This window comes from Actinacidiphila sp. bgisy160, from assembly GCF_965342435.1.
Taxonomy (GTDB): domain Bacteria; phylum Actinomycetota; class Actinomycetes; order Streptomycetales; family Streptomycetaceae; genus Actinacidiphila.
Genome location: NZ_CBDRCM010000025.1, coordinates 62935 through 82848, shown reverse-complemented (window position 1 = coordinate 82848; position 19914 = coordinate 62935). Strand labels below are relative to the sequence as shown.

Annotated in this window: 17 protein-coding genes and 2 pseudogenes; 9 read left to right on the top strand and 10 right to left on the bottom strand. The window is 73.0% G+C overall.

Going from position 1 to position 19914, the window contains the following annotated elements:
- Nucleotides 1–9 precede the first annotated feature (9 nt).
- Entirely contained in the window at nucleotides 10–1791 is a 1782-nt protein-coding gene (locus tag ACRWNP_RS20650; RefSeq protein ID WP_431963435.1) for an ABC transporter ATP-binding protein, read from the bottom strand.
- Nucleotides 1788–3590: an ABC transporter transmembrane domain-containing protein gene (locus ACRWNP_RS20645; protein WP_431963433.1), complete on the bottom strand. Its 1803-nt coding sequence runs from the start codon at nucleotides 3588–3590 to the stop codon at nucleotides 1788–1790. Before ACRWNP_RS20645 ends, ACRWNP_RS20650 begins: the two co-directional genes overlap by 4 nt.
- Before the next feature lie 175 nt (nucleotides 3591–3765).
- Here ACRWNP_RS20645 and ACRWNP_RS20640 point away from each other — a divergent pair, with 175 nt between their 5' ends.
- Together ACRWNP_RS20640 and ACRWNP_RS20635 are read left to right on the top strand one after the other, a co-directional pair.
- The gene (locus ACRWNP_RS20640; RefSeq protein WP_431963431.1) at nucleotides 3766–4494 is read left to right on the top strand and encodes a L,D-transpeptidase family protein; all 729 of its coding nucleotides are present in this window, start codon (nucleotides 3766–3768) and stop codon (nucleotides 4492–4494) included.
- A gap of 232 nt (nucleotides 4495–4726) precedes the next feature.
- Nucleotides 4727–6430 carry a carbohydrate-binding module family 20 domain-containing protein gene (locus tag ACRWNP_RS20635; RefSeq protein ID WP_431963429.1) on the top strand — a complete coding sequence of 568 codons (1704 nt, stop codon included), beginning with the start codon at nucleotides 4727–4729 and terminating at the stop codon, nucleotides 6428–6430.
- A gap of 66 nt (nucleotides 6431–6496) precedes the next feature.
- On the opposite strand, the gene ACRWNP_RS20630 is transcribed toward ACRWNP_RS20635, so the two are convergent.
- The gene (locus tag ACRWNP_RS20630) at nucleotides 6497–6964 is read right to left on the bottom strand and encodes a MarR family winged helix-turn-helix transcriptional regulator (protein WP_431963427.1); all 468 of its coding nucleotides are present in this window, start codon (nucleotides 6962–6964) and stop codon (nucleotides 6497–6499) included.
- 95 nt (nucleotides 6965–7059) lie between these two features.
- On the opposite strand from ACRWNP_RS20630, the gene ACRWNP_RS20625 reads away from it, so the two are divergent.
- From ACRWNP_RS20625 to ACRWNP_RS20610, 4 genes and pseudogenes are all read left to right on the top strand, one after another.
- Nucleotides 7060–8865, top strand: a complete 1806-nt coding sequence (locus ACRWNP_RS20625) for an ABC transporter ATP-binding protein (protein WP_431963484.1) — start codon at nucleotides 7060–7062, stop codon at nucleotides 8863–8865.
- Between the two features lie 9 nt (nucleotides 8866–8874).
- Nucleotides 8875–9486 carry a hypothetical protein gene (locus ACRWNP_RS20620; protein ID WP_431963425.1) on the top strand — a complete coding sequence of 204 codons (612 nt, stop codon included), beginning with the start codon at nucleotides 8875–8877 and terminating at the stop codon, nucleotides 9484–9486.
- A 136-nt stretch (nucleotides 9487–9622) separates the two neighbouring features.
- A pseudogene (locus ACRWNP_RS20615) lies at nucleotides 9623–9942 on the top strand (DoxX family protein).
- Nucleotides 9943–10011: 69 nt separating this feature from the next.
- A complete protein-coding gene (locus tag ACRWNP_RS20610) occupies nucleotides 10012–11667 on the top strand; it encodes a bifunctional 3'-5' exonuclease/DNA polymerase (protein ID WP_431963423.1) in 1656 nt (551 codons plus the stop codon).
- 11 nt (nucleotides 11668–11678) lie between these two features.
- Here the strand turns inward: ACRWNP_RS20610 and ACRWNP_RS20605 are convergent, their stop codons facing one another.
- Genes ACRWNP_RS20605 through ACRWNP_RS20595 form a run of 3 tightly spaced genes read right to left on the bottom strand, consistent with a single transcriptional unit; the run spans nucleotide 11679 to nucleotide 14613 of the window.
- The gene (locus tag ACRWNP_RS20605) at nucleotides 11679–12329 is read right to left on the bottom strand and encodes a LutC/YkgG family protein (protein ID WP_431963421.1); all 651 of its coding nucleotides are present in this window, start codon (nucleotides 12327–12329) and stop codon (nucleotides 11679–11681) included.
- On the bottom strand, nucleotides 12326–13852 hold the full coding sequence (locus tag ACRWNP_RS20600) for a lactate utilization protein B (RefSeq protein ID WP_431963419.1): 1527 nt from the start codon (nucleotides 13850–13852) through the stop codon (nucleotides 12326–12328). Before ACRWNP_RS20600 ends, ACRWNP_RS20605 begins: the two co-directional genes overlap by 4 nt.
- A complete protein-coding gene (locus tag ACRWNP_RS20595; RefSeq protein WP_431963417.1) occupies nucleotides 13849–14613 on the bottom strand; it encodes a (Fe-S)-binding protein in 765 nt (254 codons plus the stop codon). Before ACRWNP_RS20595 ends, ACRWNP_RS20600 begins: the two co-directional genes overlap by 4 nt.
- 186 nt (nucleotides 14614–14799) lie before the next feature.
- On the opposite strand from ACRWNP_RS20595, the gene ACRWNP_RS20590 reads away from it, so the two are divergent.
- On the top strand, nucleotides 14800–15120 hold the full coding sequence (locus ACRWNP_RS20590; protein WP_431963415.1) for an L-rhamnose mutarotase: 321 nt from the start codon (nucleotides 14800–14802) through the stop codon (nucleotides 15118–15120).
- A gap of 178 nt (nucleotides 15121–15298) precedes the next feature.
- The gene (locus ACRWNP_RS20585) at nucleotides 15299–16324 is read left to right on the top strand and encodes a LacI family DNA-binding transcriptional regulator (protein WP_431963482.1); all 1026 of its coding nucleotides are present in this window, start codon (nucleotides 15299–15301) and stop codon (nucleotides 16322–16324) included.
- 363 nt (nucleotides 16325–16687) lie between these two features.
- Here ACRWNP_RS20585 and ACRWNP_RS20580 read toward each other — a convergent pair whose 3' ends face one another.
- The 4 genes and pseudogenes from ACRWNP_RS20580 to ACRWNP_RS20565 all read right to left on the bottom strand — a co-directional run.
- Nucleotides 16688–17800: an NAD(P)-binding domain-containing protein gene (locus ACRWNP_RS20580; protein WP_431963480.1), complete on the bottom strand. Its 1113-nt coding sequence runs from the start codon at nucleotides 17798–17800 to the stop codon at nucleotides 16688–16690.
- 20 nt (nucleotides 17801–17820) lie between these two features.
- Nucleotides 17821–18276 carry a hypothetical protein gene (locus tag ACRWNP_RS20575; RefSeq protein WP_431963413.1) on the bottom strand — a complete coding sequence of 152 codons (456 nt, stop codon included), beginning with the start codon at nucleotides 18274–18276 and terminating at the stop codon, nucleotides 17821–17823.
- A gap of 40 nt (nucleotides 18277–18316) precedes the next feature.
- Nucleotides 18317–18928 (bottom strand): ATP-binding cassette domain-containing protein, encoded by a 612-nt coding sequence (locus ACRWNP_RS20570; RefSeq protein WP_431963411.1) that lies wholly within the window; start codon nucleotides 18926–18928, stop codon nucleotides 18317–18319.
- A gap of 42 nt (nucleotides 18929–18970) precedes the next feature.
- Nucleotides 18971–19239: pseudogene (locus tag ACRWNP_RS20565) on the bottom strand (ABC transporter permease); the annotation flags it as partial.
- 239 nt (nucleotides 19240–19478) lie between these two features.
- Between ACRWNP_RS20565 and ACRWNP_RS20560 the strand changes: the two are divergent.
- The gene (locus ACRWNP_RS20560; RefSeq protein ID WP_431963409.1) at nucleotides 19479–19901 is read left to right on the top strand and encodes a secondary thiamine-phosphate synthase enzyme YjbQ; all 423 of its coding nucleotides are present in this window, start codon (nucleotides 19479–19481) and stop codon (nucleotides 19899–19901) included.
- Nucleotides 19902–19914 lie beyond the last annotated feature (13 nt).

The following is a 19914-nucleotide window of genomic DNA, read 5'->3' as shown; positions in this document are numbered from 1 at the left end:
CGGTCCGCACTATCCGTGCCAGGACCGCCACAGCGCCGCGTACGCGCCGTCGGCTTCCACCAGCTGGTGATGGCTGCCCAGCTCGCTGATACGGCCGTCCTCGACCACGGCGATCAGGTCCGCGTCGTGCGCGGTGTGCAGCCGGTGCGCGATGGCCACCACGGTCCTGCCGTCGAGCACACGGGCCAGCGACCGCTCCAGGTGGCGCGCCGCGCGGGGGTCCAGCAGCGAGGTGGCCTCGTCCAGCACCAGGGTGTGCGGGTCGGCGAGGACCAGTCGTGCCAGGGCCACCTGCTGCGCCTGGGCCGGGGTCAGGGCCGTACCTCCCGAGCCGACCTCGGTGTCCAGGCCGTCGTCGAGCGCCCGTGCCCAGTTGTCGGCGTCGACCGCGGTGAGCGCCGCCCACAACTCGTCGTCACCGGCTCCCGCGCGGGCCAGCAGCAGGTTGTCCCGGAGCGTACCGACGAAGACGTGGTGCTCCTGGTTGACCAGGGCCACGTGCTCACGGACCCGTTCCGCGGGCATCCGGGCCAGCTGGGCGCCGCCCAGGGTGATCTCACCGGCCCGCGGGCTGTAGATCCCGGCCAGCAGCCGCCCCAGCGTCGACTTGCCCGCCCCGGAGGGGCCGACCAGGGCCAGCCGGGTACCCGGGCGGACCCGCAGGCTCACCCCGTGCAGCACGTCGCTACCGGTGCGGTAGCCGAAGCGCACCTGATCGGCGTGGACGTCGCGGCCGTCCGGCGCCACCCGCTCGTCCCCGGCGCCCTGGTCGACCTCCCGGACGCCGACCAGCCGGGCCAGCGACACCTGGGCCACCTGCAGCTCGTCGTACCAGCGCAGGATGAGGTTGATCGGGTCGACCAGCATCTGGGCGTACAGCGCGCCCGTCGTCAGCTCGCCCACCGACACCCGGCCGTGCAGCACCAGCGTCCCGCCGATCAGCAGTACCGACGCGAGGATGAGCATGTACGTCACATTGATCACCGGGAAGAGCACGCTGCGCAGCCACATCGTGTAGCGCTCCCACGCCACCCACTGGCGGATGCGGGTACGTGACAGCTCCTCGCGGCGGTCACCGAGCCGGTGCGCCTCGATGGTGCGCCCGGCGTCCACCGACTCCGCGAGGACCGCCGAGACGGCCGCGTAACCGGCCGCCTCCGAGCGGTACGCCCCCGGCGCGCGCCGGAAGTACCAGCGGCAGCCGGCGAGCAGCACCGGTACGGCCACCAGCACCGCCAGCGCCAGGGGCGGTGAGGTGACCGTCAGCGCGCCGAGCAGCAGCCCGCTCCACACCACGGCGATCGCCAGCTGAGGGACGGCCTCCCGCATGGCGTTGGACAGCCGGTCGATGTCGGTGGTGATGCGGGAGAGCAGGTCACCCGTGCCCGCCCGTTCCAGGACGCCCGGGGGCAGCCCCACGGACCGTACGAGGAAGTCCTCGCGCAGGTCCGCCAGCATCCGCTCGCCCAGGATCGCGCCGCGCAGCCGCACCTCCCGGACGAACACCGTCTGTACGGCGAGCGCGACGGCGAACAGCGCCATGGAGCGTCCGATGTGCTGGTCGCGGTGGCCCGCAGCCAAGTCCTCGACGAGCCCGCCCAGCAGATAGGGGCCGACCATCGAGGCGACGACGGCGACGGCGTTCACCGAGACGAGGATGGTGAACGCGCCGCGGTGCCGCCTGGCCAGCTCGCGGACGTAACCGCGCACCGTGGCGGCCGAGCCCACCGGCAGGGTCGTCACGTGCCGCGGCGCGGCCGGGTCGTACTCCGGCGGTTTCACGCCGATCATGCGGATTCCTCGGCTTTCTCGAATCGTGCGGATTCCCCGGGCTCCTGCTCGGTCTCGCGGGTGACCACGGCGCGGTAGCCGAGGTCGGCGCGGAGCAGTTCGCGGTGCGTGCCGGACGCGCGCACCACGCCGTCCTCTACGAACACGACCCGGTCCGCGAGGTCCAGCAGCAGCGGGCTGGAGGTGAGGACCACCGTTGTCCGGTCGGCACGCAGTGCCCTGAGGCCCTGGGCGATCCGGGCCTCGGTGTGCGTGTCGACGGCGCTGGTCGGCTCGTCCAGCACCAGGACCCCGGGGTCGGCGACGAGCGACCGGGCCAGCGCCAGCCGCTGCCGCTGGCCGCCCGACAGGGACCGCCCACGCTCGGTGATCCGGGACCGCATCGGGTCCCCGGAGTCGTCCACCGAGGCCTGGGCCAGCGCGTCGAGCACGTCGCCGCACTGCGCCGCCGCGAGGGCCTCGGCCGCGGTGACCCGGCCGGAGGCGGGTACGTCCAGCAGCCCGGTCAGCGTTCCGGACAGCAGCACCGGGTCCTTGTCCTGGACCAGCACGGCCGCGCGGGCCGCCGCCAGCGGCAGGTCGTCCAGCGCCGTCCCGCCGAGCAGCACCGAGGGGGCGTCCCCGGTCCCGGCCGGGGTGTGGCCGCCCAGCCGGTCGGCGAGCGCGCCCGCCGCGTCCGGGTCCCCGCACACCACGGCGGTCAGTCTCCCGGCCGGGGCGAGCAGGCCCGTCAGCGGGTCGTGGAGGTCGCCCTCCGGCAGCCGGTCCGGGTCCGCCGCGGGCCCGTCGTGGTCGCCCGCGGTGTCCCGCCGCAGTGCGAGCACCCGGGCGGCGCGCGTGGCGGACGGCCGCGAGAAGGAGTACGCCATCGCGATCTCCTCGAATCCCCGCAGGGGGAACAGCAGGAAGACCACCGTCCCGTAGACCGTGACCAGTTCGCCCACCGTGATCCGTCCGTCCAGCGCCAGGCGCGCGCCGTACCAGGTCACCGCGAGCAGCAGCAGCCCGGGCAGGGCCACTTGCACGGCGCTGATCAGCGCCCACATCCGCGCGTTGCGGACGGCGGCGCTGCGGACCTCCTGGGAGGCCCGCCGGTAGCGGGACAGGAACAGCTCCTCGCCGCCGATGCCGCGCAGCACGCGCAGCCCCGCCACGGTGTCGGAGGCGAGTTCCGTGGCCTTGCCCGCCTTGGCGCGCTGCTCGTCGGCGCGCCGCGTCGCGTGCGGCAGCAACGGCAGCACCGCCAGGGCCAGTACGGGCACGCCCGCGGCCACGATCAGCCCCAGCTCGGGCCGGTAGACCAGCAGGGCGACGGTGACGCCGACGGTCGCCAGCAGGGAGCAGGCGAAGCGGGCCAGCGCCTCGACGAACCAGCCGATCTTCTCGACGTCGCCGGTGCTCACCGCGACGACCTCGCCCGCCGCGACCCGCCGGGTGAGCAGCGAGCCCAGTTCGACGGTCTTGCGCGACAGCAGGAGCTGCACCCGGGCGGCCGCGGTGATCCAGTTGGTGACGGCGGTGCGGTGCAGCATGGTGTCGCCGACGGCGGTCACCATGCCCAGGGCGAGGATCAGGCCGCCCGCGAGCGCGAGGCGTCCACCGGAGCCGTCGACGACGGCCTGCACGGCGAGGCCGACGGCGGCCGGGAAGCAGGCCACCGCCGCCATGTGGAGGGTGCCCCACAGCGTGGCCTTGATCTGGGCACCGATCTGGCGTCGTTCCAGCCAGAGCAGGAATCGGAAGCCGGAGCGGGTGTCGGGGACACCCGGGTCGGCATGGGGGAGAGCGCGTAGCGACATGACGTCCCGACATGGATGCTGGGGGAGGGAGGAGACGTGCCAGCGTCGCGTCACCGGCGTGACGAATTCAACCCGTTTTTCCTGGACCGAGTGGAACGGGCCAGGGTCCGCGTCCGTCCTCGTCGAAGGGTGCGAAGATGGAACGCGACTGCCGGGAAGAGGGACGGTTCGAGTGATGCGCGGGGCGGGGGCGGGGGCGGGGGCGGTGGGCGTCGCGGCGGCGCTTGTGCTGCTCGCCGGCTGTGCCAGGGGCGTGGAAGAGCGCCAGGACGCGCCGGGGCGAGCCGTGAAGCAGTCGCCGCGCGCCACCCAGGCGGCTGCCACACGTGTGATACCGGGCGTCGGTCCCACGCTGCGGTCCCGCATCCCGGCAGGCTCCCGCCAGGTCGTCGCGGTGTACGGGGACGGTGCCGAATCGGCCGACTCGGCCATCGTGCTGTACACTCGGCAGGGCGACCTGTGGAAGCGCGAGCGCTCGTGGTCCGGGCACAACGGCAAGCGCGGCTGGACGACCGACCATCACGAGGGGGACAAGAAGAGTCCCGTGGGCGTCTTCACGCTGTCGGACGCGGGCGGCGTACTGGCCGAGCCGGGGTCACGGCTCCCGTACCACCGCTCCTCCGCCTTCGCCGCGCCGCGGTCGTGGTCCCGGTCGCACTGGCACGACTTCGACCTCGTCATCGCCATCGACTACAACCGGGTCAAGGGCACCTCCCCGCTCGATCCGACCCGCCCCCAGGGGCAGTCCAAGGGCGGCGGCATCTGGCTGCACATGGACCACGGCAGCGGCACGTCGGCCTGCGTCAGCCAGTCCAAGGCCGACATGGAGTATCTGCTGCGCACGCTCGACCCGGCGCTGCACCCGGTCGTGGTGATGGGGGACCGGGCCCACTTGGCGGCCTGACGCCCGCTCAGAATGCCCTGCCGCAAGGCCGGCAGGGCGGCTGCAAGATCGAAGCAGGTCCTTTCCGCAAGAAGTTGAAAGTTTTTCCACGCGATGTATTGACGCTACCCGGTGGTGGGGCCAGTCTCCTACCCGGAGTTCCCACGGGCGGGAATTCCGCCCCCACACTCGATGGCCCGGCGCGTGGCTGTCTTCGGGGCACCTTTGTGCCCGAACACGAAGGAGCCGCACCATGAGATCGCGTTTTCTGCGCGCGGGTCTGGCCGCCCTGCTCAGCACGGCAGGGCTCGTCGGCGTCTCGCAGCAGCCGGCCCAGGCAGCACCGCCCGGGAGCAAGGACGTCACCGCCACCCTCTTCGAGTGGAAGTTCGCCTCGGTCGCCAAGGAGTGCACCAACACCCTCGGCCCGGCCGGGTACGGCTACGTCGAGGTGTCGCCGCCCCAGGAGCACGTCCAGGGCGCGCAGTGGTGGACCTCCTACCAGCCCGTCAGCTACCGCATAGCGGGCCGGCTGGGCGATGGCACGGCCTTCAGGAACATGGTCGACACCTGTCACGCCGCCGGGGTGAAGGTCATCGCCGACGCCGTCGTCAACCACATGAGTGCCGGCTCGGGTACCGGTACCGGCGGCACGTCGTACAGCAAGTACAACTACCCGGGGTTCTACCAGGACCAGGACTTCCACTCCTGCCGGACGAACATTTCCGACTACGGCAACCGCGACAACGTCCAGAACTGCGAACTCGTCGGTCTCTCGGACCTGAACACCGGCAGCGACTACGTGCGCTCGACGATCGCGGCGTATCTGAACAACCTCATCTCACTGGGCGTCGACGGATTCCGTATCGACGCCGCCAAGCACATGGCGGCAGCGGACCTGGCCGCCATCAAGGCCAAGCTCAGCAACCCCTCCGTCTTCTGGGCGCAGGAGGTCATCTACGGCTCCGGGGAGGCCGTGCAGCCCGGCGAGTACACCGGCACCGGTGACGTCGACGCCTTCCAGGGCGCGTACGACCTCAAGCGGATCTTCAGCAACGAGAAGCTCGCCTACCTCAGCAACTGGGGCGCCTCCTGGGGTGCGGGCTACCTCCCGAGCGGCAGTTCGCGCACCTTCGTCGACAACTGGGACACCGAGCGCAACGGCTCGACCCTCAACTACAAGGCCGGCGCGACCTACACCCTGGCCAACGTCTACATGCTGGCCTGGCCCTACGGCTCGCCGAACGTCTACTCCGGCTACGAGTTCTCCGACAACGACGCCGGCCCGCCGAACGGCGGCACCGTCAACGCCTGCTACAGCGACGGCTGGAAGTGCCAGCACGCCTGGCCGCAGATCGCGGGCATGGTGGGCTTCCGCAACGCGGTGGCCGGCACCGCGGTGACCAACTGGTGGTCCAACGGGAACAACGCCATCGCCTTCGGGCGCGGCAGCAAGGGCTACGTTGCGATCAACCACGAGAGCGGCCCGCTGACGCGGACCTTCACCACCTCGCTGCCCGCCGGCACCTATTGTGACGTGCAGCACAGCGGCGCCACCTACACCGTCGGTTCGGACGGCGGGTTCACCGCCACCATCGGCGCCAATGACGCGGTGGCGCTCTACGCCGGAGCCCCCTGCGGCGCCGGCGGCGGCACGACCCCCGCGAGCGGTGCGTCCTTCTCGGTCAACGCCACCACGGTGTGGGGCCAGAACGTCTACGTCGTCGGCAACAACGCCGCGCTCGGCAACTGGAACACCGGCAACGCCCTCCCGTTGTCCTCGGCGGCCTACCCGGTGTGGAAGCTCGACGTCTCCATGGGCGCGGGCACGTCCTTCGAGTACAAGTACATCAAGAAGGACGGCAGTGGGAACGTCACCTGGGAGTCCGGCGCCAACCGCACGGCGACCGTCCCCGCGAGCGGCAAGGTGACGCTGAGCGACACCTGGCGCACCTGACGCGCCGGCGTGCCTGAGGGGTCCTGGCGCGTCAGGGCGCGCCCGGCCCCTCGGTCCTCCGGCCCCTCAGCAGCGCCCCGGCGCGGTGTCCAGGACGGCGAGCAACTCCGTCAGGGCATCGCGCTGGTCCGCGTCCAGGGGGGAGAGCAGTTCCTCGGCCGCCGCCCGGCGGGCGCGGCGCAGCCGCCGTACGGCCTCGTCGCCCTCCTCGGTGAGCTCGATGCGCACCACCCTGCGGTTCGCCGGGTCGGGCACCCTGCGGACCAGCCCCCGCTGCTCCAGGGCGTCGGTCAGGCTTGTCACCGCGCGCGGCACGACATCCAGCCGTTCGGCGAGGTCGGCCATGCGGGGGGCGGTCCCGTGCTTGAGGACGTGCGCGACCGTGCGCAGCATGCGTGCCTGGGCCGGTGTGACGCCCACCGGCTCCAGGTGGCGCCGCTGTGTGCGGTGCAGCCGACGGGTCAGCCACAGCAACTGGTCGGCGAGGCGCCCGGTGGTCTCGTCGGCGTCCGCGGCGGAGGTGCGGGATTCCATGGTCAGAGGGTATCAGGATGCAATTCACTGTGAGTATAGGTAACAATGAACTACACTCTCATCGTCCAGCCATGCCCGGACCTTTCGGAGGCCCTTTGCACCCCGATGAAACCCCGCGGTGGACCCCGCCGCCCAAGGATCCCACCCGTCCCACCGACGTACGCCGCGTCCTGCGGCTCTTCCGTCCTTACCGCGCTCGCCTCACCCTCGTGGGGCTCCTCGTCGGCGCCGCCTCGCTCGTCTCGGTCGCCTCGCCCTTCATGCTGCGCGAGATCCTCGACACCGCGATCCCGCAGGGCCGCACCGGGCTGTTGAGCCTGCTCGCCCTCGGCATGATCGCCACCGCCGTCCTCAACAGCGTGTTCGGCGTCCTGCAGACCCTGATCTCCACCACGGTCGGCCAGCGCGTCATGCACGACCTGCGCACCGCCGTCTACGAGCGGCTGCAACGCATGTCGCTCGCCTTCTTCACCCGGACCCGCACCGGAGAGGTGCAGTCCCGCATAGCCAACGACATCGGCGGCATGCAGGCCACCGTCACCTCCACCGCGACCTCGCTGGTCTCCAACCTCACCAGCGTCGTGGCCACCGTCGTCGCCATGATCGCCCTGGACTGGCGGCTGACCATCGCCTCCTTGCTGCTGCTCCCGGTCTTCGTGTGGATCAGCCGCCGGGTCGGCACCGAACGCAAGAAGATCACTACCCAGCGCCAGAAGCAGATGGCGGCGATGTCCGCCATCGTCACCGAGTCGCTGTCGGTCAGCGGCATCCTCCTCGGCCGCACCATGGGACGCGCCGACTCCCTCACCCGCTCCTTCGCCGAGGAGTCCGACCGGCTGGTCGACCTCGAGGTGCGCTCCAACATGGCCGGACGCTGGCGCATGTCCACCATCGGCGTGGTCATGGCCGCGATGCCCGCGCTCATCTACTGGGTCGCCGGAATCGCCGTCCACGGAGCGGGCGGCACCGTGTCCATCGGCACGCTCGTGGCCTTCGTCTCGCTTCAGCAGGGCCTGTTCCGGCCCACCGTCAGCCTGCTGTCGACCGGCGTCCAGGTGCAGACCTCACTCGCGCTCTTCCAGCGCATCTTCGAGTACCTCGACCTGCCCGTCGACATCACCGAGAAGGACGACCCGATACGCATCCCGTGCGTCCGCGGCGACATCCGCTTCGAGAACGTCGGCTTCTCCTACGACCCCGCCTCGCCGGGGCGCACCCTCGACGGCATCGACCTGGCGGTCCCGGCCGGCGGCAGCCTCGCCGTCGTCGGCGCCACCGGCTCCGGCAAGAGCACCCTGAGCTACCTCGTGCCCCGGCTGTACGACGTCACCGAAGGGCGCGTCACGCTCGACGGCGTCGACGTGCGGGACCTCGCCTTCGACACGCTCGCCGCGTCGGTCGGCGTCGTCTCCCAGGAGACATACCTCTTCCACGCCTCGGTCGCCGAGAACCTGCGCTTCGCAAAGCCCGACGCCACCGACGAGGAGGTCGTCGCCGCCGCCCGCGCCGCGCAGATCCACGACCACATCGCGGGCCTGCCCGACGGCTACGACACCGTCGTCGGCGAACGCGGCTACCGTTTCTCCGGAGGTGAGAAGCAGCGCCTGGCCATCGCTCGGACGATCCTGCGCGACCCCGCGGTCCTCATCCTCGACGAGGCCACCAGCGCGCTGGACACCCGTACCGAACACGCCGTCCAGGACGCCATCGACGCCCTCTCGGCGGGCCGCACGACCATCACCATCGCCCATCGGCTGTCCACCGTCCGCGACGCCGACCAGATCGTCGTCCTCGACCACGGCCGGATCGTCGAACGCGGCAGCCACGACGAACTGCTCGCCCTGGACGGCCGCTACGCCGCCCTGATCCGCCGTGACGCCCAACTCGTCCATACGGCATGATCCTCGGCCATGGGACCCATCGCGGGGGCGGAACTCCCCGGCTACCGGCAGATCGAGACGGACGCCTGGACCAATGACCACGGCGACCTCGTCAGCCTGCACTGGTTCGACGTGCCGCCGGACATACCCGCGCCCCTGGATGACCTGCCGCGCCTGCGGCACGCCCTGGCCCACTACACGGCCGGGGCGGGCGGCGGCCTCATCGAGGCCGACGTCCTGCACCTGGGAACGGTGCCCACGCTGCGGCAGGTCATCAAGGTCCCCCTGCCCGACCGCCCCACCGGCCAGGCGTTCCTGGGCAGCTACACCCTGCCCCGCGCCTCGTGCAGCGCCGTCGTGAAGGTGCAGGCTTTGGAGCAGGGCACGACCGGCGCCCGGGAGGCGCAGGTGCTCATCGAACTCGGCCCCGAGCGCTACTTCATGCCCCACCCGTACGCCTCCGACCTGAGGCAGGGCCTGCCCTTCCACTGGGGTGATGCCCCCCACTACGACGTGCACTTCCCGGAACACCCCCTCACCCGGGTCCGGGACGCGCTCGCCCAACTCGCCGTCTCGCTCCACGTCGCCCCGGACTTCGCGGCCCTGCCGCCCTTCACCGGACCAGCCGGCACCGCCCCGTAGACCCCGGTGAGCCGGCGAGCTCACCCCGGCCCGGCCGATCAGCGACGGGCCGGGCCACCGGCGCCGACGTGAGCGGCGCCGCGGAGGCCGCGGAGTCCTCAGGAGGTACCCGACGGCCGCGTCCGACCGTTCCGCCCTGCTGCCGGCCGGACTCCTCGCCGCGGGCACCGCCCACTTCGTGATGCCGCGGCCCTTCGGCGCGATCGTCCCGCACGCCCCTGCCCGGCGAGCCGCATTCGGACCTACGTCAGCGGCGCCGTGGACCTGGTGCTTGCCGCGGGCATGGCGCTGCCGCGTACCCGCCGGGCGAACCCCCTGCCGACGGCGGGCCTCCCCACCGCCGTACGCCCCGCAAACGTGAAGGGGGCCCGGGACCGGCGGTGGCGGCCCGTGCTCCTGCGGAACGCCGCCTGCGCCCGGCTGCCGCTCCGGGCGCGGCTGGTGCTGTGGGCCTGAAGGTGAGCTGCGGCAGGCCCCCTGACCGGCCCGCAGGACGTTGTCGGTGCCTCGTTCTACTCTCGAACGGTGACCTCGCCCAGGACCCTGTCCGTCGCCGTCGTCGCCGATTCCCTGGGGACCGGCGGGCGGCTGCAGGTGCTGCGCGAGGACGGCACCGCGGACGGTCCCCCGCAGACCGTCGGCGACCTCGCGGCGGCCGTCGCCGATCGCGAGGCCCGGCAGGCGCCGCGCTGGGTGTGGGCGGCGACCGACGAGATCTACCCGCCGCTGCTGGAACGGCTGCCGGCACGTCCGGCCCGGTGCCACGACCTCAAGCTCGTCGAATCCCTGCTGCTCGGTGCGGAGGAGCGCTGGGGCCTGCCCCGTTCGCTCGGCGCCGCCTGGGCCCGGCTGCGCGGTCTCCCGGTGCCGGACGACGCGCGCGAGGGCGGCCCCGACGATCAGCCGGTGCTCTTCGCCGCCGACCGCCACCACCTGCCGCCGGGCACCGACCCGCTGGAGGCCGTGGTCGCCGTCCACGCCGACCAGCAGCGCCGGATCGCCCTGTCCGAACACCCCGACCGGCTGCGCCTGCTGTGCGCCGCCGAGTCCGCCGGCGCCCTGGCCGCCGCCGAGATGAGCTGGGACGGCCTGCCCTGGAGCGCCGCCGCCCACGACGCGGTGCTCACCGGTCTGCTGGGCCCCCGTCCGGCGGGCGGTGTCCGCCCCAAGGTGCTGTCCGAGCTCGCAACCGGCATCCAGGAAGCGCTGGGCCGCCCGGTCAACCCCGACTCCCCCGTCCAGTTGCTGCCCGCCTTCGAGCGCGTGGGCGTGCGGATCAGCTCGACCCGTTCCCATGTGCTGCGCGAGGTCGAGCACCCGGCCGCCGCGCTGCTGCTGCGCTACAAGGAGCTCTCCCGCATCCACAGCGCCCACGGCTGGGCCTGGCGTGAACAGTGGGCGCCCACCGGCCGGTTCCACCCGGAGTACGTCGTCGGCGGTGTCGTCTCCGGCCGCTGGGCCACCCGCGGCGGCGGCGCCCTGCAGATCCCCCGGCAGCTCCGCGCCGCCGTGGTCGCCGACCCCGGGCACCGGCTGGTGGTCGCCGACGCGGGCCAGCTGGAACCCCGCGTCCTGGCCGCCCTCTCCGGCGATCCCGGGCTGGCGGCGGCCGCCGCCGAGGGCGACTTGTACGCCGCCCTCGCGCGCACGGCCTTCGGCGGTGACCGCGCGCGGGCCAAACTGGGCCTGCTGGGCGCGATGTACGGCCAGACCAGCGGTGAGGTGGGGCCGCTGCTCGAGGTGCTGCGCCGCCGTTTCCCGGACGCCATGCGCCTGGTGGAGTCCGCCGCCCGCACCGGGGAGGGCGGCGGCGTCGTCCGGTCCCACCTCGGGCGTACGTCACCGGCCCCGTCCGCCGACCCTCAGGAGCTCACCGACACCCAGGCCCGCGCCTGGGGCCGCTTCACCCGCAACTTCGTCATCCAGGCCACGGCCGCCGAATGGGCGCTGGCCGTGCTGGCCTCCCTGCGCCGCCGCCTGACCGCGCTGGACGCACGGGCCCGCCTGGTGTTCTTCCTGCACGACGAGGTCATCGTGCACACGCCCCAGGAGCTGGCCCCCGCCGTGGAGCGCGCCGTCGCGGAGTCCGCGGAGGAGGCCCGGCGCCTGCTCTTCGGCCCGACGCCGGTGCCCTTCCCGCTGCAGACCCACGTGGTCGAGTGCTACGCGGACGCCAAATGAGCGCCCCGCGGTCAGTCCGTCACGAGCACGACCTCCAGCGTGCGTGGCCCGTGCACGCCCTCCACCCGGTCCAGCTCGATGTCGCTGGTGGCCGAGGGCCCGGAGATCCACGTCAACGGCCGGACGGGGTCGAGCCGTTCCAGCGCCTGCGGCACCGAGTCCACGAGCTGCTCCGGAACGCGCACGACGACGACATGATGGTCCGGGACGAGCGTGATCCTGCGCCGCCCCTGGTCGGGTCCGGCGTCCAGCACGATGGTCCCGGTCTCCGCGATCGCCACCGCGCAGCCGGTGACGACGCTGTCGAAGGCGTCCAGATCGCGCGCCGTCAGCTCGGCGGAGTCGGCCATTCGTTCCACGTTCCGCACCGCCGACAGCCACTGCTCCGGCAGGCCGGGCGGGACGACGATGCGGCGGGCGCCCCGCGCGGCCAGCAGCCCCGCGAGGCGGCCGGGCAGCTCTTCGCCGGTGGCGCGGTGGACGATCGCCCGGTAGTCGGCGAGGTTCTCGGCCAGCAGGTCGGCGGTTTGCGCCGGGTCCCGCCGCCCATGGACGCGCAGATAATCGCGGTCCACCGCGCCGCGCGCCGGTGCCGCCTGGTGCGGCGCGCCGGCGAGGGCGCGGCGGATCCGCCCCAGGATCTGGTCACGGCTGCCGCTCACTTGGTGCCCTCCCTGCTCTCGGTGCCGGTGCCGGTGCCGGCGCCCGCGGCGCCCGCGGCGCCCGGTCCCCGGGTGCGCCGCCACCAGTCACGGAAGGACTCCGCCGGCACCGACGGGACGTCCCGGGTGTCGGTCCACGCCTTCCCGGGCCCTGGCAGCCGCCTCGGGTGGAACCTGCGGGTCCGCGACGCCAGGCGCTGGCCGGCGCGCAACGCCCCGGGGTGGTCCAGCGTCCAGCGCGCCGCGCGCATGGCCGCCCGCTCCGCCGCGTGGCCCTTGGCGGGCCTGAGCGTCACCTTGTTGCCCGCCCGGGTCACCTCGCCGCCCTGCACCACGCGTTCGCGCAGGTGGACGAGGACCTCCGGGATGTCGATGGCGACCGGGCACACCTCGTAGCAGGCGCCGCAGAGGGACGAGGCGTACGGGAGCGAGGCGTCGAGCGCGGTGTCCGTGCCCCGGAGCTGCGGGGTGAGGATGGCGCCGATCGGCCCCGGGTAGGCGGAGCCATAGGCGTGCCCTCCCGCCCGCTCGTAGACGGGGCAGACGTTGAGGCAGGCCGAGCAGCGGATGCAGCGCAGGGCCTGCCGGCCCACCTCGTCGGCGAGGGTGTCGGTGCGGCCGTTGTCCACCAGGACGAGGTGAAAGGTGCGCGGCCCGTCCTCGTCGGTGGTCCCGGTCCAGGTGCTCGTGTACGGGTTCATCCGCTCGGCCGTGGAGGAGCGCGGCAGGAGCTGTAGGAACACCTCGAGGTCCTGCCAGCTCGGCAGCACCTTCTCGATGCCGACCACCGAGATCAGGGTCTCGGGCAGCGTCAGGCACATGCGGCCGTTGCCCTCGGACTCCACCACGACCAGGGTGCCGGTCTCGGCGATCATGAAGTTGGCGCCCGAGATGCCGACCTTGGCGCGCAGGAACTTCTCCCGCAGGTGGAGCCGTGCGGCCTCGGCCAGTTCGGCGGGGGAGTCCGACAGCCCCTCGGGCGCGGGACGGCCCCAGCGGCCCATGGCGCCGGTGAAGATGTCGCGGATCTCGGAGCGGTTGCGGTGAATCGCGGGCACGAGGATGTGGCTCGGCAGGTCGTCGCCGAGCTGCACGATCAGCTCGGCCAGGTCCGTCTCGTAGGCGGAGATCCCGGCCTTGGCGAGCGCCTCGTTGAGGCCGATCTCCTGGGTCGCCATGGACTTGACCTTGACGACCTCGGTCTCACCGGTGGCGCGCACCAGGTCCGCCACCACGCGGTTGGCCTCGTCCGCGTCGGCTGCCCAGTGGACGGTGCCGCCCGCGGCGGTGACCGCCTCCTCCAGGCGCACCAGGTAGTGGTCGAGATGGCGCAGCACGTCGTCCTTGATCTGCTTGCCCGCCGCGCGCAGTTGCTGCCAGTCGTCGAGTTCGGCGACGGCGCGGGCCCGCTTGTCCCGGATGGTGTGGGTGGCGTGCCGCAGGTTGCCGCGCAGCGTCGTGTTGCGCACGGCCTCGCCGGCGGCGACGTGAAAGGCGGGCATGCCCAGGTAGGTGCCGCTCATCGGATGCCTCCGTAGGGCTGCTCCTCGGTCGACGCGAGGATCTCGGCGAGGTGGACCGGCCGCACCTCGGCGCCGAGCCGGGCGAGAGTGCCGCCGATGTGCATCAGGCAGGAGTTGTCCACCGTGCACACGGCGCGCGCGCCGGTGGAGGTGATGTTGCGGGCCTTGTCCGCGCCCATCGCCGCGGACACGGCCGCGTTCTTGACCGCGAAGGTGCCGCCGAAGCCGCAGCACTCCTCGGCGCCGGGCAGCTCGACCAGCTCCAGCCCCTTCACATGTCTGAGCAGCTCCTGCGGGCGCCGGCCCAGCCCCAGCATCCGCAGGCCATGACAGGTCGGATGATAGGTGACGGGGTAGGGGAAGTAGGCGCCGACGTCCGTCACCTTGAGCACGTCGGTGAGGAACGCGGTCAGCTCGTAGGTGCGCGGCACGACGGACGCGGCGGCGGCGGCGAGGGCCTCGCCCCGCCCCTCAGCGCGGGCGCGGTCGCCGATGCGGGGGTAGTTGTCGCGCACCATCGCGGCGCATGAACCGGACGGGGTGACGATGTAGTCGTAGCCCTCGAAGGCCTTGGTGTATCGCTTGACCAGGGGCTCCGTCTCGTGCCGGTAGCCTGTGTTGAACTGCGGCTGGCCACAGCAGGTCTGCGCGGCGGGGAAGTGCACGGTCACCCCCAGCCGCTCCAGCAGGGTCACGACGGCCTTCCCCGTCTCGGGGTACAGCGTGTCGTTCACGCAAGTGACGAACAGTGCTACGCGCATGCGGCCTCCTCACGTTCGGCACGGCCACCCGTGGGCTCATACTGCCGTATGTGCCCCACACCATGGGGCAGAGATCGGATGTCTGCACGTCGCAGAGCGTGCCATTGACGAGCCATGTCGGGGTGTCCTAACGTCCCTGCCATTGATTGAAACCTTTCATATCAGACCGAGAGGCCAGGGTTGACCGTGCAGCGCGTCTGTTTCCTGTTGAAGGTCCGGAAGGACCGGCTCGCCGAGTACCGCGAGCGCCACGCCGCCGTCTGGCCCGAGATGCTGGACGCCCTCTCCGCAACCGGCTGGCACAACTACTCCCTCTTCCTCCGCGAGGACGGCCTGCTCGTCGGCTACCTGGAGACCGAGGACTTCGCGGCGGCGCAGGAGGCCATGGCGGCGACCGACGTCAACGCCCGCTGGCAGGCGGAGGTGGCGGACTTCTTCGAGGCGCTGGACGGGGCCCGGCCCGACGAGGCCATGCGGCCGCTCACGGAGGTCTTCCACCTGGCGTGACGGCGCGGCCCACGCCCGCGCGGACGATCCGCCCCGCCCCGCAGGCCACCGTTCCGCGCCACCGCCGCCGTTCGGCCGGCCGGACACAGTGGGCGCCGACGCCGTCACCTATGCGTAGCATGAACCCGCGGCCTGTGGCGGGCCGGCGGCAGGAGGTAGGGCGGAGCTCGTGACACGCATGGTGGGGATCAAGGATGTCGCCCGGCAGGCGGGCGTTTCGGTCGGCACGGTGTCGAACGTGATCAACCGGCCCGACATGGTCTCCGAGGACACGCGTGCCCGCGTGCTGTCGGTCATCGAACAACTCGGCTACGTGCGCAGTGAGTCCGCACGGCAGTTGAGGGCGGGCCGCAGCAGGATCATCGCGCTGCTCGTGCTCGACATGGCCAACCCCTTCTTCGTGGACGTCGCCTCGGGCGCCGAGCGGGCCGCCCGCGAGACCGGGCTCGGCGTGATGCTCTGCAACAGTGGCGAGAGCCCCTCGGAGGAGGCCGACTACCTGGGGCTGTTCGCCGAACAGCGGGTGCGCGGCGTCCTGGTGACGCCCGCGGACACCAGCGGCCGCAACATCGCCTCCTTCCGGCGGCACGGCATCCCCTTCGTCTTCGTGGACCGCGTCGTGCCGAGCGCCGAGGCCTGCTCGGTGTCCGTGGACGACATCGAGGGCGGCCGCCTCGCGGTCGACCACCTCATCGAGCGCGGCCACGAACGCATCGTCTACGTCAGCGGTCCGATGCACCTCGCCCAGTGCCAGGACCGGCGCACCGGCGCCCTGGACGCGCTCGCCGCCGCGGGGCTCCCCGCCGAGTCCCTGGCGCACATCGAGACGGAGCGGCTCGACGTCCCCTCAGGACGCGACGCCGGGGCCCGCCTGCTGGGGATGGCCAACCGTCCGACGGCCGTCTTCTGCGCCAACGACCTGCTCGCGCTGGGCGTGCTGCAGGCGCTGTACGCGGCGGGCATCGCGGTGCCCGAGGAGATCGCACTGGTCGGTTACGACGACATCGAGTTCGCGGCGGCGGCCGCGGTGCCGCTGACGTCCGTGCGGCAGCCCGCGTACCGGATGGGCCGGGCGGCGGCCGACCTGCTCATCGAGGAGACCGGGGACGCGGCCGAGGAGCACGAGCACCGGCGCATCGTCTTCCAGCCCGAACTCGTCGTCCGTGCCTCCACCCTCGGCAAGAGTGGCCGCGCCGCCCGTTGAGCCCTGCGGTGCCCGCCGGGCCGTGCCAGGCCGTGGCCGTCCGTGCCCCGGCCGTAAGCCGGTCCGGTCCGCCCGTACCGCCCACCTTCCGCCGAGCCGAGGGCGCGCGTGGCGGTGCGCCCGGTGCCGTCGGATCTCGGCACCTGTTTTCGGTCCCGGACCGGGTGGGCAGGGCGGCCCACCGCTGCTGAGGCATCCCCGGGCACGTCACTCCCGCCGGGGTGCCACCTGGTGCCGTCGTGGGGTACCTGCCGTCGTGGGGCACCGCCCGTCGCGCGCCGCAGGGGTCCGGGCGTCCGGCACGGCCGTACCGAGGAGCCCCTCCTTGACGCGGGTCGGTGCCCCTGCCGGGCGGCGGCGCCGTCAGCCGGCCGCGGTCACCGGCTCCGGCGCCCGGGGATCGTCCAGGGCGCGGTCCCGGTCCCGCAAGTAGGCGCGGATCTCGCGGACGGCGCTGCGGCCGGCCCGGTTGGCGCCGATCGTGCTCGCGGAGGGGCCGTAGCCGATGAGGTGGACCCGGGGGTCAGCGGCGACCCGGGTGAGTCCCTCCAGCCGGATGCCGCCGCCGGACCCGCGCAGGTGCAGCGGGGCGAGGTGGTCGAGGGCCGCGCGGAAACCGGTGGCCCACAGGATGACTTCGGCGGTGACGTGGCGGCCGTCCGCCCAGGTCACGCCGTCCGGGGTGATCCGGTCGAACATGGGGAGGCGTTCGAGGATGCCGCGCTCATGGGCGCGTTCCATCGCCTCGGTCATGGGCAGCCCCGTCACGCTGACGACGCTCTGGGGCGGCAGGCCCTGCTTGACGCGCTCCTCGACCAGCGCGACCGCCGCCCTGCCCTGCTCCTCGCCGAAGGGGCCGGTGCGATAGACGGGAGGCCGCCGGGTGACCCAGGTCGTCGCGGCCGCGCCACCCGGCTCGTGGAGCTCCAACAGCAGCTGGACGGCCGAAGTGCCGCCGCCGACCACGATCACGTGCTTCCCGGCGAACTCCTCGCGCCCGCGGTACCCCGCCGTGTGCAGCTGGCGGCCGCGGAAGGTCTCCTGACCCGGGTAGCGGGGCACGAAGGGCCGGTCCCAGGTCCCGGTGGCGTTGAGCAGTGCGCGGGCCGCCCATGTGCCGGCGTCGGACTCGACGAGCAGGCGCCCGCCCGGGCCCTCGCGGACCGTGGAGACGCCGACCGGGCGGTGCACCCGCAGGTCGAAGGTGCGCTCGTAGCGGCCGAAGTACTCGGCGACGACCTCGGCGGACGGCCGGCCGGGGTCGGCGCCCTCCAGCTCCATGCCGGGCAGCGAGTGCACCCCGTGCGCCCTGCCGTAGGTCAGCGTCGGCCAGCGGAACTGCCAGGCGCCGCCGGGGCCGGGGGAGTGGTCCAGGACGACGAAGTCCTCGTCGGGCCGCATCCCGGCCCGTCGCAGGAAGTACGCACCGGAGAGCCCGGCCTGCCCGGCACCGATGACGGCGACGTCCACATCCACATGGTTCACGCTTCCACTAACTACGCGCCTTCGTGGAAGCTTCCCGCGGCCACCTCGCGCCGCAGCCGGGCCACCCGCGCGGCGGCCTCCTCAAGGCGGGACAGCGGCAGGTCGCCGTCGGCGACCGCGCGGGTGGCCGCGGTGCGGATGGCCTCCCGGACGCCCGTGCCGCAGCCGGGCCCGAGCTGGAGCAGGTCCACGCCCGAGAGCCAGGCCAGGACGGCTGCCCCCGGTACGCCCCAGCCCTCCACGACCTCGTCGGTATCGAGCGGTTCGCTGATCACGACCGCGCCGTCGCCCAACTCGTCCCGCAGCAGCTCCGTGACCGCGGGCCCGCTGAGCGCGGCGGGCACGTCGATGGTGACCGCCCCGGCCCGCTCCAGGCCGCGCCGGAGCCATTCCGGCGGTCTGCGGGTCTGACCGGCGGGCAGCAGGCAGACGTCGACCAGCGCGGCGACGCGGTGCGGTGCGTACACGGGGGGTCCCCCTCTGGCGCTCGGGCGGGCGCTGCCGACCCTATCCCGAGGGACGGCAAGTGGTCCAGACCAATCGAGGGCCGGCCGCCCGGATCAGGACAGCCGCCCCTGTCGTGCGGCCCCGTTCAGCGGCCTCCGGACCGCAGCAGCGGCGCCCCGCCCCGTCCGGCGCGGACGCCGGCCGGCCGGCGACGAGGCGCTGCGCCTTGATGCGGGTCAGGGCGTCCAGCGCGCCGAACGGCTCGTCGAGCAGCAGCAGATCGGGCTCGTGGACCAGCACCCTGGCGAGCGAGGCACGCTGGGTCTCACCGCCCGACAGCGTCTTCGGCCAGGCACCGGACCGCTGCCGCAGTCCGACCTCGTCCAACGCGGCCTCGCCGGCGCCCGATCCGGCCGCCCCCGCAGTCCGAGCAGGACGTCGGGCCACACCCGCTTCCACGGCATCAGCCGTGGTGCCTGGAAGTCGACCGCACGCCTCGGGAACCAGCACGGTGACCTCGATCTCCCGGTCGAGCCCGGCCAGGACACGCAGCGGCGTGCTCTTGCCGCAGCCGCTGCGGCCGAGCAGCGCGGTGAACTCGCCCGGCCGCAAGGTGAGGCCGAGGCCGTCGATGACGGGACGGCCGCTGAAGGAGCGGGTCAGCCCGGTCACGCGCACGGCCGCTGGACCGCCCACGGTTTCCGCGGCGTTGGCTCACTGGCCGGTGGAGGCCGGTCGCCGTTGCGGCAGCAGCCTTAGACAAGGCGGACGGCGATGTCGGCGGTGAGGCCGAGGAAGGCGTGGACGACGAGGCAGACCACGATCACGTCGGTCCGCAGGAAGCGCCGTGCCTGGTTCATCAGGAAGCCGATGCCGTCGGAGGCGTTGATCTGCTCCCCGAAGCCCATCGCGAGCCACGCGGTCGCGAGCGATGAGCGCAGCCCCGTCATCGCGCCGGGCAGCAGCGCGCCCGGCGGCACGACGGGTTGGGGGCGCGCGGGAAGGCGCGTGAAAAGATGTGGAGGCGTCAGCAGCCGCGGCGACAGGCGGCGGAGGCCACCCGCAGTAGGTCGATGTGACCGCGCGTGGTGAACAGAACGGGACGCGACATGCCGACGAACGTAGCCAGGCCGTCCAGATGGCTCCAACGGTGTCTCGGCCCTCGGAACGCCCGCGACGGCCCCGGAACGCGCGGTGTTCCCGGGTGAGTCACCATGGTCACATGGCCGACGCTTTCTCCACCCGCACCATCGACGTCACCACCGGCAGCCGCGAGACGGTCCACGACCTGACCGGCGCCTGCGCCGACTTCCTCGACGACGTCGCCCATGGACGCGACGGGCTGCTCAACGTGTTCGTCCCGCACGCCACCGCCGGGATCGCCGTCATCGAGACCGGCGCGGGCAGCGACGACGACCTCCTGACCGCGCTCCACGACCTGCTCCCTGCCGACGACCGCTGGCGCCACCGCCACGGCAGCCCCGGCCACGGCCGCGACCATGTGCTGCCTGCCATCGTCCCGCCGCACGCCACGCTCCCGGTGATCGGCGGCCGGCTGGAACTCGGCACCTGGCAGTCCGTCGTCCTGGTCGACACCAACCGCGACAACCCGCGACGCCAGGTCCGGTTGAGCTTCCTCGGCTGAACGCCGCACCGCC

Bases quoted from the DNA above. Each gene is read 5' to 3' on its own strand.
- ACRWNP_RS20595 (WP_431963417.1), bottom strand. From the start codon at position 14,613: ATGCGCGTAGCACTGTTCGTCACTTGCGTGAACGACACGCTGTACCCC.
- ACRWNP_RS20585 (WP_431963482.1), top strand. From the start codon at position 15,299: ATGGTGGGGATCAAGGATGTCGCCCGGCAGGCGGGCGTTTCGGTCGGC.
- ACRWNP_RS20560 (WP_431963409.1), top strand. From the start codon at position 19,479: ATGGCCGACGCTTTCTCCACCCGCACCATCGACGTCACCACCGGCAGC.
- ACRWNP_RS20630 (WP_431963427.1), bottom strand. From the start codon at position 6,964: ATGGAATCCCGCACCTCCGCCGCGGACGCCGACGAGACCACCGGGCGC.
- ACRWNP_RS20620 (WP_431963425.1), top strand. From the start codon at position 8,875: ATGGGACCCATCGCGGGGGCGGAACTCCCCGGCTACCGGCAGATCGAG.
- ACRWNP_RS20635 (WP_431963429.1), top strand. From the start codon at position 4,727: ATGAGATCGCGTTTTCTGCGCGCGGGTCTGGCCGCCCTGCTCAGCACG.
- ACRWNP_RS20600 (WP_431963419.1), bottom strand. From the start codon at position 13,852: ATGAGCGGCACCTACCTGGGCATGCCCGCCTTTCACGTCGCCGCCGGC.
- ACRWNP_RS20640 (WP_431963431.1), top strand. From the start codon at position 3,766: ATGCGCGGGGCGGGGGCGGGGGCGGGGGCGGTGGGCGTCGCGGCGGCG.
- ACRWNP_RS20645 (WP_431963433.1), bottom strand. From the start codon at position 3,590: ATGTCGCTACGCGCTCTCCCCCATGCCGACCCGGGTGTCCCCGACACC.
- ACRWNP_RS20650 (WP_431963435.1), bottom strand. From the start codon at position 1,791: ATGATCGGCGTGAAACCGCCGGAGTACGACCCGGCCGCGCCGCGGCAC.